The sequence below is a fragment of the Terriglobia bacterium genome (genome assembly GCA_020073085.1).
In the GTDB taxonomy this organism is placed as follows: domain Bacteria; phylum Acidobacteriota; class Terriglobia; order JAIQFV01; family JAIQFV01; genus JAIQFV01.
Genome location: JAIQFV010000013.1, coordinates 178,936 through 193,784, shown reverse-complemented (window position 1 = coordinate 193,784; position 14,849 = coordinate 178,936). Strand labels below are relative to the sequence as shown.

General features: G+C 56.6%; 9 protein-coding genes. 4 read left to right on the top strand and 5 right to left on the bottom strand.

The window, feature by feature from the left end; genetic code table 11:
* Positions 1-9: 9 nt before the first annotated feature.
* From LAO21_14860 to purM, 3 genes are all read right to left on the bottom strand, one after another.
* Positions 10-3,669, bottom strand: a complete 3,660-nt coding sequence (locus LAO21_14860; GenBank protein MBZ5553998.1) for a carboxypeptidase regulatory-like domain-containing protein — start codon at positions 3,667-3,669, stop codon at positions 10-12.
* 93 nt (positions 3,670-3,762) lie between these two features.
* Positions 3,763-4,389 (bottom strand): phosphoribosylglycinamide formyltransferase, encoded by a 627-nt coding sequence (gene purN / locus LAO21_14855; GenBank protein MBZ5553997.1) that lies wholly within the window; start codon positions 4,387-4,389, stop codon positions 3,763-3,765.
* Between the two features lie 35 nt (positions 4,390-4,424).
* On the bottom strand, positions 4,425-5,477 hold the full coding sequence (gene purM, locus LAO21_14850; GenBank protein ID MBZ5553996.1) for a phosphoribosylformylglycinamidine cyclo-ligase: 1,053 nt from the start codon (positions 5,475-5,477) through the stop codon (positions 4,425-4,427).
* Between the two features lie 336 nt (positions 5,478-5,813).
* On the opposite strand from purM, the gene LAO21_14845 reads away from it, so the two are divergent.
* The 4 genes from LAO21_14845 (at position 5,814) to LAO21_14830 (ending at position 11,194) form a co-directional block, all read left to right on the top strand.
* Positions 5,814-6,683, top strand: coding sequence for an acyltransferase (locus LAO21_14845; GenBank protein ID MBZ5553995.1), 870 nt, complete (start codon positions 5,814-5,816; stop codon positions 6,681-6,683).
* 138 nt (positions 6,684-6,821) lie between these two features.
* Positions 6,822-8,639, top strand: a complete 1,818-nt coding sequence (locus LAO21_14840; GenBank protein MBZ5553994.1) for a tetratricopeptide repeat protein — start codon at positions 6,822-6,824, stop codon at positions 8,637-8,639.
* Positions 8,640-9,130: 491 nt separating this feature from the next.
* Positions 9,131-9,901: an SIMPL domain-containing protein gene (locus LAO21_14835; protein MBZ5553993.1), complete on the top strand. Its 771-nt coding sequence runs from the start codon at positions 9,131-9,133 to the stop codon at positions 9,899-9,901.
* Between the two features lie 300 nt (positions 9,902-10,201).
* Positions 10,202-11,194 (top strand): VWA domain-containing protein, encoded by a 993-nt coding sequence (locus LAO21_14830; GenBank protein ID MBZ5553992.1) that lies wholly within the window; start codon positions 10,202-10,204, stop codon positions 11,192-11,194.
* Positions 11,195-11,396: 202 nt separating this feature from the next.
* On the opposite strand, the gene polA is transcribed toward LAO21_14830, so the two are convergent.
* Together polA and LAO21_14820 are read right to left on the bottom strand one after the other, a co-directional pair.
* Positions 11,397-14,054 carry a DNA polymerase I gene (polA, locus tag LAO21_14825; protein ID MBZ5553991.1) on the bottom strand — a complete coding sequence of 886 codons (2,658 nt, stop codon included), beginning with the start codon at positions 14,052-14,054 and terminating at the stop codon, positions 11,397-11,399.
* 496 nt (positions 14,055-14,550) lie between these two features.
* Positions 14,551-14,799 carry a hypothetical protein gene (locus tag LAO21_14820; protein ID MBZ5553990.1) on the bottom strand — a complete coding sequence of 83 codons (249 nt, stop codon included), beginning with the start codon at positions 14,797-14,799 and terminating at the stop codon, positions 14,551-14,553.
* Positions 14,800-14,849 lie beyond the last annotated feature (50 nt).

Sequence of the window (14,849 nt, the reverse complement as noted above, 5' to 3'; positions counted from 1 at the left end):
ATTCATGGACTAAGGAATTCGGATTGGACCATTGTCGGACGTTCCCACGATGGAGAGGGGAACACTGTTGGACCTTCCGCCTCCGGGCGGCGGATTAAAAACATCGAGAGTGATCCGGGAAGGCACGCCCAGCAGATCCGCACCTGGAATCAAAACCTGGATCCCGGCCGGCGACAGGACCGTCACAGTGGCAAATCCAAGCACTGAGGTCAGCCGCTGTGGTCCCGCGCCATCCCCGAGATCGACCTCCACGATGGATTGATCGTTGAATCCTTTTCCCGAGATCAGCAGTCGGTTCGTCAAGTTGCGCGTCAGGAGGCGCGGGACGATGGCGTCAATCGACGGCGCAACGCCCTGCTGGCCCTCCGGCAAGACCACAAAGAACTGTTCGTTGCTGGAGGCACGCCCCACGTTGACGGTAACGGGGCCGGAAATCGCGTCCACCGGGACCTCGACGGTAATCTCATGGCCCGAAGGCATCGACAAGACGGGAGCCGGGATGGTGGTCTGAGACTTGCCGCGAAATCGCACTACATTATTCTTGGAATCAGGGCTGAACCCGGTTCCGATGAGCGTCACCGTTTGCTTGACCTGCGATCTCGACAGCGACAGGGTATCGAGGGACACACTGCCCGGCACAGGGTTGAACACGGACACGTTGCCGAGGCGCGGGTTTGCCACCATGATCGAGGAGCTATTGGGTCCTATTGTCACCGCCGAAGTTCCCGCCCCGGACGGGAGCACCTGAACGAACGCCACTTCCGGGACCCCTTCCAGAGAGAGGATGCTCAAGTACGCATTCCCATCAGGATCGCGACTGGTCACGATGGCATAACTGCCATTCGGCGCCAAGGCGACACTGACGGCCGAGGGAGGGCCGGGCGAGAATTTCGGAAGCGTGAAAGTGGTGACTGCGGAATCGTCGGCGGGGCCATCCAGATCAAGGATAGACGCGGTATTATCCGCATTCGCGGTCACCCCGCGGGCAGCGTCCAGATTGATGGCCACGCTGTTGGGGCGCGAATTCAGGAGAAAATTACGGGTGAGGACGGGTTGTAGATTGCCCGAAAGAAATCCCCCGGGGGTCGCCGCAAATTCGACGACCGAAACCGAATTGGTCCCGGCGTTGGCAACCAGGGCCCGGGTGCCATTGGCGGCCACGGAGACCGACACGGGCTGACTTCCAGGCGGCAGACTCAGCGTTCCCCGAAGCGTGGGATTGAGCTTGCCGATGAACTCCACGAAGGAAATACTATCCGTCCCCTGGTTTGCCGTCATTGCAAATCGACCAAAAGGCTCAAACGCCAGAGACACCGGATTGCTTCCCCGGGGAAGTTGTACGAATTGCACGTCGGAAGTCGTGAGAAGCACCTGATCGCCCTGAGTCAACTCCGGACGATCGAACTTCGCCCCCAACTTGGCCACCTTTGCCCGGAGGGCCTTGAAGGCCACCTCTTCGATATTGAAAAAACCGATATCGTCATCCCGCGAGGTCCCGCCCCCTCTGCCGTCGTCATCCGTGGCGACCGACAAAATCTCCGCATTGTTTGCCGTCGAAAGGGTCAGATCCTGAACCAGCCCGGGGTTCGGTGTTAATGACACCAGGCTGATGGTCCCCCGCTCACTGTGCCCGACCAAAGCCAGATTCCCGAGACCACTGATGGCCACCGACGAGGGAGCGGCGCTGGGGATTTGCACCGAAGTGGAATTACCTTCCGTCACACTGAATTGGATTTGATTGCTTACATTGCTCCCGACGCTGACCACCACTCCGCCCGTCCTCGCGGAGCCCGGCACCAATACGGTAATGGTATCGTCAGTGGGGGGAGGACTCTTCAGCACCGTGGCAGCGCCCAGCGTCCCGAAGAAGTGAACGAGATTCTCCGACACATTCAAGCTGAATCCCGCTCCATGCAACGTCACCGGAGAGCCCACGGGGCCGTTGGGCGGAGAAATAGAAGTGACTGCAAGGACGGGAAGCCGTTTCCCTTGGAAGTCCGCGTCTCCCACGTTCGAGTTGTTGACCGAAGCCGAGAGGGCCGTCGGTGAAAACTCAAAGTTTTTGAGGGTGGGTTCCACCGCGTAGTTTCCATTGGGGACGTTCAGAAAGACATACTCCCCTCCCTCATCGGTGGTGACCGTCGTTCCTTGAACCGAACCGCTCAACCGGACGGCCGCCCCCGGGAGGGGAGCACCATTCTCCTGCGTGAGTTTTCCACTCAGCACGAACTTGCCCAGATCCAGCGGGACGTACGAGGCGGTGAGGTCGTCGGGAGGCACGTTGGCCAACACGCTGAAATTCGTTGATCCAAACAGCTCCACGGCAAAGAGGGATTGATCCGAAACAACCACCAGCGATCCGCCTACCTGATCCTTCGCCTCGGGGAGCAGGTCAGCGACCGTTTGAGCGATCTTCTGATTGGGATCCAAACGGAGATTTCGAACGGCTACCGTCACACCGTTCCGGTCAATGGCCGTCAACCGGACCGAAGCAGCGGCCGAATTCACGTTCAGCAAGGCAACTCCCGTGAAATATCCGAGTGCTTGCGGGGCGAGATGCGAAAACACCATCTCATTCAACGGGCGCACTTGCGGGGCCACGGCCGCCAGCGTGGGGTTAGAGAAATTCCCGTAGGCAATAAACCCGCTGATGGGACCGAAGTTCGCCTCCACCTTGACCCAGGCACCCGTCACTGAGGTCAGCGACGATCCTAACCCAAACAGATCAACCAACGACTTGCGGAGGGAGGCCTTCGGGTTGAGCGTGACCGAAACGGGATTGGGAATCGAACCGGTGTTCAACAGGACGCCATCCTGCTGGTACAACGAAATGCTGACCGATTGCGCGATGTCCAGCAGATTGATAACGCCCAGGATGGAAAAATAGTCCCCGCCCAGCACCGCATGGGGAAAGTTCATCACACGCCCCGCCGCATTCACGTTCACACCATTCAAACAAGCCAGGGAGGGTTCGGCGTGATTCTCCACCAATTCCATCGCCAGCAGCGCGACGTTGGAGGTTATGGAAAAATAAGAACCATCTGCATAATTCCGGGAGCTGAAGATGTCCTTCGTGCTCCTCCGAAAAACGGCATGCGGTTGCAAGGTAAGCCCGACCGTCCCGAACACGGACACGGTTCCATCGGAGGCAATGGTCCGGAGACTGACGGATGCGATCTGATCACTGGGATTAACGACATTGATTTCGGTATCGGTGTTGGCGTCGTTCGCCAGGAAGGGCAGGATCTGTTCTCGATATGCCTGGGCGCCGTTGGTCCCATCGAGCACTGTCACGGCCTCGTCTCCGACGAGGTAGAAGCCGCGTAAATTGGAATTGTCGTCCGAGATAATCTGAGCCCAACCGCGAAATCCCGTCTGAAGGGGAAACAACTGGTTATCGAACTGAGCCATTTGAGCGCCCGGGCCCAACTTCAAAACCGCTCCCTTGGCGGGAAGTCCGATCGCATTGCCTCCTTCATCGTAGAGCTGGAGCCGGATGGCCGCAGATCGATTGCTGGGATTGGCAATGGCAATCCCGGTAAAACGGCCCCCCTGTTCCACCAGCCGAGGGAGGTTCAGAGTAGACTGCGCCTGCACACTCGTCGATCCCCCCACGAGCAGGAAAAGCAAGACATAAAGAATCACGGACACTCTTAGAACGGCTCGCATAAAGACACTACAACCCTCATCCCATTGGACGGAAAAAAGTTCCGATTTGAGCCACAATCCTCACGGCAATTCATTGAATTCATAAGGAGGTTGTCACCTTGCATTGACCGAGGGCGATTGGACGCGGACGCATCGACCTTCGACCCTGCATCGTCCCTGCAAGACCAGCGCGATGGCCTTTGAGTAGAGGAGATGTTCTTCTCGAAGAATCCGACCGGCAAGCAGGTCCTCGGTATCATCCTCCCGCACCGGAACGGTCGATTGAAGGACGATGGGCCCGGAATCGACCCCTTCATCCACGAAATGGACGGTGCATCCTGTGATCTTGACGCCGTATTCCAGCGCCTGTTTCTGGGCGTCAAGCCCTTTGAAGGCCGGCAGCAAAGCGGGATGGATGTTCAAGATGCGGTACGGAAACTGTTGAATGAAGTACGTACTCAGGATCCGCATGTAACCGGCAAGGCAGATGAGGTCAACCTTGTGTTTCAACAGGAGGGCAACGACTTCGCGGTCATACTCTTCACGGGATTTCCCGCGGGGATCTACAAAACACGCATTCAGATTCCTCCGTCGCGCCACCTCCAGCCCGCGCGCGTCGGCGACATTCGAAATAACAATGGCGATCTCGGCTTCCAACACCCCCTTTTCGACGTTGTCCGCAATGGCCTCAAAATTCGATCCGCGCCCCGATAACAGAATTCCGAGCTTTTTTTTCGGCATGAGGCAGATTCCATCCGGCTCCCCAAAAACCGGGACTAGACATACACTACCTTCTTATCGCCACGAATGATCTTTCCGATTACATAAAACTTCTCCCTGACTTTCTTGAAGTGGCTGACTGCCGTCGCCACCTTCGACTCGTCGATGACAATGACCATCCCGATTCCCATGTTGAAGGTGCGGTACATCTCGTTAAATTCAAGGTTTCCCAGCCGTTTAAGGACATCGAAAACCGGCGGAACCGGCCACGTGGCCACATTGATTTGAGCCTGGCAGTTGCGGGGCAGGATTCGGGGGATATTGTGGGTCAACCCACCTCCCGTGACATGCGCCAAACCGCTGACCACCCCCCGGTCATTCAATCCCCGCAGAACCTTCAGGTAGCTCCGGTGCGGCTGGAGAAGCGTTTCCCCTATGGTGTCGTCCAAGCCCCGGATTGACGAACTGGCCTTCAACTTGGCATGGTCGAAGAAGATCTTGCGGGCGAGAGAATAGCCGTTGGTATGCAATCCGGACGAAGGCAGCCCCAAGAGCACATCGCCGGCCTTGATATTGCTTCCATCAATCAGTTTCTTTCGACTGACCATGCCCACGATAAACCCGGCCAAGTCATACTCATCGGGGGGATAAAAATCAGGCATTTCAGCCGTCTCTCCACCGATCAGGGCACACACGTTGGCCTTGCAGGCCACCGCAATGCCATCCACAACCTGAGCCACGACAGCCGGCCTCAACCGCCCGGAGGCGATATAATCCAGGAAAAAAAGCGGTTGCGCCCCATGTACGAGGATGTCATTGACGCAGTGGTTGACCAGGTCCTGTCCCACGGTATTATGAATGCCCATGGCAAAAGCAACCTTGAGCTTGGTCCCCACCCCATCCGCCGAAGACACGAGGACGGGGTCCTCGATCTTCTTGATTTCGCCGGCCAGGGAATATAATCCGCCGAAGCTGCCGATCTCGCTGAGGACCCCCTTGGTGAAGGTCTTCTGGGCCAACCGCTTGATGTGATTCTTGGCCTCACGGGCCGCCTCAAGATCTACCCCGGCTGATTTGTAATTCAGTACAGTCTCCACGGATTTTTCCAGTTAAAGAATGAGATTTGAAATCATGAATCAGGTGAAGAGCCTGATGAAGAGGCCGATCCGCGCCCCCCGCCTCCCAGGCTGGATGGATTGAAAACCAACCCGATCTTGCAGTGGTTCCGATGACACGAGGTGCTGAAAACTCAAGCGTCGCAGAAGGCTTGTGGTTCTTTTAGCTTGATTGCACACCCTACCGGATTATACTATAAAATCGAGCTAAGCGAAAGACGCTCCAAGTGCGCGCCTGGCGGTTCACGCCGCCATCCGCGGTCGCCTGCTTTCTGAGAACCATTCCAGGGGAGGCGGTGCCGCCCACGGAATCCACCAAGGAGTTTCTCCATGCCTCGTAATGTGCGCTGTGGTTTGATTCAAGCCTCCAACGCCGTCCCTGCTGACCACCCCCTCCAGGAGATCAAAGACGGAATGATCGCCAAGCACTTGAAGATGATCGAGGAGGCGGGCAAGAAGAAGGTGCAGATCCTTTGCCTCCAGGAAATCTTCAGCGGCCCTTACTTTTGCGCGGAACAGAAGGAGCATTGGTACAAGTCCGCTGAAAAGATTCCCGACGGCCCGACCGTCCAATTGATGCAAGAACAGGCCCGCAAGTACGGGATGGCACTCATTGTTCCCATTTACGAGTTGGAGATGGATGGGCTCTATTACAATACCGCCGCCATCCTGGACGGAACGGGGAAGTATCTGGGGAAATACCGAAAGACCCATATTCCGCACGTGGCGCCCGGATTTTGGGAAAAGTTCTATTTCCGGCCGGGCAATCTGGGATATCCGGTATTTGATTTGGGCTTTGCCAGGATCGGCGTTTATATCTGTTACGACCGCCATTTCCCTGAAGGAGCGCGCGCCCTCGGTCTGCATGGAGCGGAGATCGTGTTCAACCCTTCCGCCACCGTGGCCGGACTCAGTGAATACCTGTGGAAGCTCGAGCAGCCTGCCCACGCGGTGGCCAACGGTTATTTTGTCGGCGCCATCAACCGCGTCGGCTATGAAGACCCCTGGCGCATCGGGGAGTTCTATGGAACCTCCTACTTCTGCGATCCCCGCGGCCAGATTATTGCCGAGGCATCCCGCGACAAGGACGAACTGCTGGTGGCCGATCTGAATCTTGACAAGATCCAGGAGGTCCGCTCCACCTGGCAGTTCTTCCGTGACCGTCGCCCCGAACTTTACCACGACCTCGTGGATCTATAATCCCGACGAATTAGATGGAGGGGCAGCCTCAAATCCCCTGAGACGCAGGGGGGCGCGCAATCGGGTTGACTGAGGTTCGGGGGCCCGGGACAAACGAGGCGGATGGGTAATCGTCAAACGTTGAGCCTCCGGGGCTTCATGGCAAAGAGATCAAAGGTTAAGAAACCTGAGAGGAATTCTTCACACCCCGCCTTCCTGGATCGTCTCCGCAAACCGGAATGGCTCCTGGTCCTCGCGGCACTCTTATGTGACCTCAATGGCTGGGGCCACCAGTTTGTGGTTGACGATCGAGCCCGCATTCTCTCAAATCCGCTGGTGACCGACGCCAGCCGTTTTATTGACATTTTCTCCCGCCCCAGCGATCCCACTTCGGAAGTGGCCACGGGTCTTTACCGGCCCCTCACCGTGCTCAGCTACGCGATCAATTCATGGGTGACCGGTCCGCATTATGATGGATTTCATCTGGTGAACCGGCTTCTGCATGTTTTGATTACCTTGATGGTGTTCTGGTGCATCCGGCTCTTGATCGCGAAACCTCCGGAGGTCGCCCTTTTCTCCGCCTTGATCTTTGCGGCCCATCCGATCCAGACCGAAGTCGTCACCTACGTCAGCGGCAGACCGGACGCCCTGGCCATGCTGTTCTTTGCCGCAGCCTGGTTCTATTTTCTGCGGCTACGCACCAGCGGCCGACCCTCAGGGAAATACCTGTGGCTATCGACGATTTATTATTTTCTCAGCCTTCTCTCCAAGGAAAATGCCGTTACCTTTCTGGGCGTCGCATTCCTGACGGACTGGCTTTATGAAAACCGGCGAGACGGAAAGTCCTTCTGGAGTCTGCTTAAGGAAGGGGGATGGAAAGCCTATGCAGGGTTGGCCGCGGCGACCAGCCTGATTCTGATGATCCGTGTGGCGGTATTGAAGGGTTTGGCGCCCATGCAAGTGGATTTCTACCTCAATCCCCTGGCGTATGCCTCCATTTTCCCGCGAACCTTGACCGGCTCGAAAATCCTGTTTCAGAATCTCGCCCTTTTCTTTTATCCCCGCTCGCTCTCGGCGGATTATTCCTATAATCAGGTCCCGCTGATCACGCCATGGAATTCTGTTTCTTCCCTGCTGGTTCTCGCGGGCTTGGGACTGCTTGTCGTTCTCCTCCTGTGGAGTTACAAGCGTTGTCGTGAGGCTTTTTTCGGCCTTGCTTTCTTTCTGATCACTTACTCCATTGTCAGCAACTTGGTTATCCCCATCGGAACGATCCGAGCCGATCGCCTGCTTTACCTGCCCTGCCTGGGCTTGTGCGTGATCGTGGGAGTTGCCCTGACCCGGTGGCAGTCTCTCGCAGAAAAAACGGGTGGGCGCCGTGTTTTCCAGGGATGTCTGGTCCTATTGATTCTGATCCTCACGGCCCGCACTGTTGCACGAAACCCGGACTGGAAAGATGAATTCACCCTCTACTCCCAAACCGCGCAGACGTCTCCGGGGAGCACCAAGGCGCACCACGAACTGGGGAATCAATATTACTCCCGCAAACAATACGACCTTGCCCTCGAGCAATACCGGATGGCTGAATCCATTCAGCAGTCATCGGATCATGCCGAATCGCTTCCACTCCTCGTGAATCTCGGCAATTTGTATCTAAGGATCGACCGTGCCGGGGACGCGGTTCAGAGTTTCCAGAAGGCCCTGGGACTCGAGCCTGCAAATCGGATGGCGCGTGGCGGCCTGGGGCTCGCTTACCTCAAGCTCAACCAGCCCGACGCCGCGATTTCCGAATTCGATCGATTGATTCACAACGATCCCTCGGACACCGAGGCCCGTTTCAACAGAGGTTACGCGCTGCGGATGATGCAAAGAATCCCCGAAGCCATCGAGGAATATCAGAAGGTGCTCGAAATCAATCCCAATTTCCCCAAGGCCCGTGCGGCTTTGAATCAACTGACAGCACAGCCATCAAAGTGAAGGGACGACGAATAGCCTGGAGGAGCGGGGAGTCCAGATCTGCCATATAAGAGAAGGGCAGATGGCGAACCGTATCGATCAGGTTCTCTGTGCTGGATGGGCGGTTGCGTCAACTGATTTTCCAAGAGCGTGGAGGACCGTTTCAATGGAACGACTGACGAAAGCAAACTCCTTTCGTTCTTAATGCGCCACTTGTCCAGACCTTCTTCCCCTCCGGGTGCCACCTGTTGTGATAGGATGAACGCAGGAGCGTGACCGTTTCTCTCAACTGGAAGGAAGATAGCCCCAAAGCTGAGGCGTGGCGGTTGCAAGCCCTGTAAGTCCCTGTGCGAATTGATTTGGGCAACAGCCTGAGGGCACCTGCCCACGTTGTCCATGCTGCGCAATCCTGACCATCGAATTTGAGCGGGCATGGCACCGCCGACTATTTCCGGGCATCGATTACTAAAGAGTAGGTCGTTGTCCCTAATTGTTAAATTCTGGAGGCATCCATGAAACGGAACCTGATCTCGTTTCTCTTCGCCGCAGTGTGTTTGTTTATCTCCGGTCATCCCGAACAAGCTCAAAACACGGAAATCAAGTTCATCGCAGATACCCTGATCGTTCAGGCCGACGGGACGTACCAAGCGGATCCTGACCTCGCGACGCTCCTGTTTGACATTTCCGTGCAGGATAAAGACCTCAAGACAACGTATGGCCGCGCCTCTGAATCGATGCGGAAGATCGTGGCACTGGCTGAGCAGAACGGCCTTCGGAAGGACGATATCTCCTCGGGGGTGCTGACGGTCAGGCCGTACTATGATAATGAAAAGAAGAGAAAAGCCAAATATTACTCCGTGCAAGGGCAGGTCACCCTGCGGGTGAGAGATTTCACCAAACTCGGACCAATTCTGGATGGGTCGGTTGAGGACGGGATCACAGATTTCCGGTCGTTGACCTATTCGTTGGCCGATGAAGAAGCCGCAAAACAACGGGCTGTGGCAGAGGCGATGCGACGCGCCATCGGTCGCGCCAGCGCGGCGCTTGAGCAGAAGGGTCAGAAGGTCGGCGCGTTGCGCTTTGCGAATCTGGACGTAAAGCAGCTGGTCGGGGTTTCGCAAATGGATGTCTATCAAATGGCGCTGACAGAAACGGTATCGGTTTCAAGCGAGGGCGGGGGCGGAAGAGCCAAGAAAATGCCGCCGCCCCCTCCCCCGCCCTTGCCGCAGCCGGAAAAGATCACTGTGAGTGCCACTGTACAGTGCGCCTTCCAGATTCAGTAGTCGAATCCGGAGCAAGAGACGATGGCAGGGGCGGGGTAAGGGTCGAATGATGATGTGAGCCCAGGAGGGGCGAAAGAATCTCTTCCTTTCACAATATATCGACGGTCCACTCAAGCAAAGTGTCGTCATGAGAAGTGTCAAATCGAATGGGGGGTTTCCACCCGGGTTTCCCTGACTGAATGGTATCGGGACAGCCTTGTATGGCACTTAGTGAAGGCCTTGGCAATCTGAATCAACCCACTCCTGCTGCGGCGGGATGGCATTTGCTCTCGCACCCAGAACCAGGAGAAATTGAGAACCATGAGCTTCGAAATCAAAAAGGCGTTCCATGGCCCCTGGTTGATAAGCCTGTTGCTTGCCGCCATGTTGTCGTTCTTCGCCCTGGCGCAGCAGATGCCCACACTCCACGTTGATGTCTCCCTGGTGACGGTAGGGGTTCAGGTAACTGACGCCAAAGGACGCGAAATATCCAGCCTCACCGCAAAGGATTTCGCGGTCTTTGAGGATGGCGTCGTCCAAAACGTTAATTTCTTTTCAAACGAAGCGCAGCCGGTCAGTCTCGGCATCCTGCTCGACCGGAGCACCAGCATGTTGGAGGGAGACAAACTGAAGCGGGCCAAGGCAGCGGCGGAGTTGATGGTTGATTCCGCGCACACCGGGACGGAATTCATGTACATCCCCTTCGACGACCGCGTTGAGGTCTCGGTTGAATTCACCGAGGACCGGGAGTCCGTGAAACACCGGATCGCGACGACGACCGTGGGCGGCGGAACGAGCCTCTACGATGCCATCTTGATGGCCCTGGAACGCTCGAAGCACGCGAAGAATGGAAGGCAGGCGCTTGTCATCATCAGCGACGGCGCCGACGAGCACAGTGAGCACACCCTTGACGAAGTAATCCACGCGGTACAGGAATCCCTCGTACAGGTCTACGCGATCGGATATTTCAGCACGCGGGAAGAGGAAATCTTCCTGAAAGGCGGCGACAGATTGATGTTGGCCATGGGAGGTTTCATCGATAATCCCCGCGCAGTTTTTGAGCGCCTTGCCGAGCAGTCCGGAGCGAGCGTCTTCTTCCCCAGGTCTGACAAATCACTGCAAACCGCCGCCGAGCGAATCTCCAGGGACATGAGTACCCAATACACATTAGGGTACTATCCCTCCAACCCCGTGCCGGACAATCACTATCGCCGGATCAAAGTGACGCTTCACTCCAAGGGGCTCAAGGTCCGTGCCCGCCAGGGCTACATCCTCCCCAACACCGCGGGAGAGTCGCCATCAGGTCCGCCCTAAGATTGAATTATTGATGGTAGGCGGCGCAAACCCGGATCCGTGGGGGTGTGCGAGGTTACGTTGTTCGGCATTCTAGTTGGATTGGGCCCATGATCCCGGCACGGTAAACACCGCTTCAAGCGGTTCCTGGCGTCCGGCGTCTGACTTCCTACCTCTGGCTTCCGACGTCTGCCCACTGCACACCGCCCACTGCCCACTGCTTCTACTCCACATCCCGCCAGTTCTTGCCGACCGAAATATCCACGATCAACGGGACCTGCAGCTTGTAGACATGTTCCATCCCCTGTTTGACGAGCTTGCGCAGGAGGGCCACCTCGCTCTCATGAACTTCAAAGATGAGTTCGTCGTGGACCTGGAGGATCATTTTCGCCTTCAAGTCTTGTGACAGGAGCTGGCGGTCGATTTGAATCATCGCCAGCTTGGTCAGATCAGCGGCGGTTCCCTGCAGCGGGGTATTGATGGCGGTGCGCTCCGCAAATCCACGCATGGTGGGATTTCTGGAATTGATATCAGGGATGCGTCGGAGCCTTCCCAGGAGCGTGCGAACTTCCCCGGACTTCCTTGTTTCCGCAAGCACGCGTTCGATGAATCGTTTGACTCCCTTGTAGCGCGCAAAATAGGCCTCAATATAACTCTTGGCGTCGGCATTCGAGATGCCCAGCTGTTGTGCCAGGCCGAACGGGCTCAACCCGTACACGATCCCGAAATTGATGGCCTTGGCCTGGCGGCGATGATCGGGGGTCTGCATCAACCGGGGCACGCCGAAAATCTCTTCCGCCGTTCGGGCGTGAATATCTTCGCCGCGTTGAAAGGCGTCCACCAGCACCGCATCTTCGCTGAAGTGGGCGAGCAGTCGCAATTCAATCTGCGAGTAGTCTGCCGATAGGAGCAGAAAATCCGGCTCCGCGACAAACGCGGAGCGGATTTTCCTTCCCACCTCCGTGCGGATGGGAATGTTTTGAAGGTTGGGCTCCGTGGAGGAGAGCCGTCCCGTTGCCGCCACTGTCTGGTTGAATGAGGTGTGAAGGCGGTGCGTGTTCGGATCGATCAGCTTGGGCAGGGCATCCACATAGGTGGACTTGAGTTTCGCGATCTGCCGGTACTCGAGGATCACCCGCGGCAGCTCGTAGCTGGCGGCCAGCTCTTCGAGGACATCGATCGCCGTGGAGTATTGACCCGATTTCTTCGATTTCTTTCCGGAGGGCAGGTTGAGCTTCTCAAACAGGATTTCGCCCAGTTGCTTGGGGGAGTTGATGTTGAATTCTGTGCCGGCAAGTTGATAGATGTTCCGGGTGAGCTCAATAAGCTTGGACTCGAATTCCGAGGAAAGGCCGGCCAGGACCTTCTCATCCACGCGCATCCCATTCTGCTCGACGCGGACGAGAACATCCGCCAGGGGGAGTTCGACCGTTTCATAGACCTGCTTCAAGCCGAGGGCTTCGATTTCCCGGCTCAACACCGGAACAAGGCGCTGCGTGCAATCGGCCGCCGCAGCTGGACGGGGGGACAGGTCCGCTTCAAGATGGGCGCGCACCACGCGCTCGAGCGCGTGGTTGCTCTCATTTGCATTGATCAGATAAGACATCAGCATGGTATCTTCGCCGACGCCGTTCAGGGCCACGCCGGCTGCCAGTTGCAAGTTCAGTGCAACCGTCTTGCTGTCGTGGATCTGCTTGGAAACTTCCCTATCGCCGAGGAGTTCAGCCAAACCGCTCGTCTTCCAGAAATCCCTGCTTCCCGTCTCTACACTCGCTGCACCCAGCTTCCCGCTGGCCAAGCCGATCTCAGCAATGGAACCATGCAGCTGGCCGGGTGGAACCTGGGCCAGGGAGACGGCGATCGATTTTTCCTTCTTAAGCCTCGCAACAAATTCTTTCACTTCATCGAGCCCTTTGAGGGATGGATAAGAGGTTTCCTCTTTTGGCGGCGCGTCGAGGGACACCGCAACCTCCGGACCCGCACCCGACGATTTCGACTCCCCTTCAAATTCTTTAAGCAGGGTATTGAATTCCAGTTCCCGGAACACCTCCATCACGGCCTGGCGATCGGGTGGATCAAGATGGAGCTCATCGAGGTTCAACTCCACGGGAACATCGAGTCGAATGGTTGCCAGTTCCTTCGACTTCATAATGAGGTCCCTGTTGTCCCGTAAAGACTCGCTGTAACGTTTATTCGGCACCTCATTCCATCGCTCCAGCAGGGCCTCTACGGAGCCAAATTCCGTCAGCAATTTCCGGGCGCCTTTTTCCCCGATCCCCGGCGCGCCTGGAATGTTGTCGACGGCATCGCCACAGAGGCCGAGATAATCGATGATTTTCTCCGGAGGCAGCCCCATGAACTCCTCGACTCCGGAAGAGTCATAAACGGTTTCATCGCCCTGACGCGAAGCCCGCATGACTCGCACGTGATCGTTCACCAGTTGAAACATGTCTTTGTCCTGGGTGACGATGACGATGTCGAGATCCTGTCCTTCGCCCTTGCGCGCGAGGGTCCCAATGACATCGTCGGCCTCAAATTTCTCGGATTGAATGATGGGGACCCGCAGGGCCGCACACACTCTCCGGATGTAGGGCAATTGAACGGAGAGATCCTCTGGCATCTCCGGCCGATCTTTCTTGTAATCCGCAAAGGAGTCATGCCGAAAGGTGGGCTCGGCCGTGTCGAAGGCGACCCCGATGTAGTCCGGCCGATGCGTTTGGATGATCTTGCGGAGTATGGCAGTGAACCCGCGAATGGCATTGGTGGGCAGCCCTTTGGAGGTGGCCAGGGCCGGCAACGCAAAAAAAGCCCGGAAGATCTGCGACATGCCGTCAATGAGGTAGAGCGTTTTCCGATGGTCCGGTTCCGGAGTTGTATTCATGGGCCTCACAGTCAAGGGAGTTACCGTTTGTGCGTGAAAACACGTGCTCCCATTAAGGGACCGTCGATACTCTGTGATTGCGATGAAAGACCAATACCATTGTAAGCGAAGGTCGGATGGATGGGAAGCAGACACGGGTTCATTTCGAATCTGCCATAATCCAACTCCGTAGGAGTGGCATATTTATAGACCGGCCGCCCCCTTTTCTTCTTCTTAGGTCTAACCCCGTCAGGGGTGCCATATGGGCTGCTAACCTTCCATCACCCTCTCTCTACAAGCTTGAAAATGTATCCCTCGTCTTGGGAGAGAATAGTAATTCAGATGTCACCCCTGGCGGGGTTTAACCAAATAGGGAGGGAAGGGGTTTGGTGAGGCTATAAGTAGGCCACTCTTACGGAGTTGGGTCCCGGCCGCATCAGGATGAAAGCAGGTTCTCAGCGCTGGCGACGCTTTGTTGCACAGGAATGAAGGCCGATGAATCGCCCGGGGGTGGGCCTCACCCCATCGGCACGGTGGCTTTGCGTTCCACCTTGGCCCAGGCGACGGAGCGGCCCCGTATCGCGGCCACCACCGATTTCGCCGCGATGTAGTACATCACCTGCCGGTAGAGCAGAATTGCTATTCGACTCAGATCGGGACATAACACAAACCGGAGATAACTTGGCCAATGTCCATTCCTGCACAGCACTTCACCTTCAGGTTCCTGCCGTTTCATCCTGGTGTCCGGATTGTCCCTAATTTTCAATGACTTTCAATCTCCCTCTCTTCTTGTATTATAATCGCCATGCAAGAGTA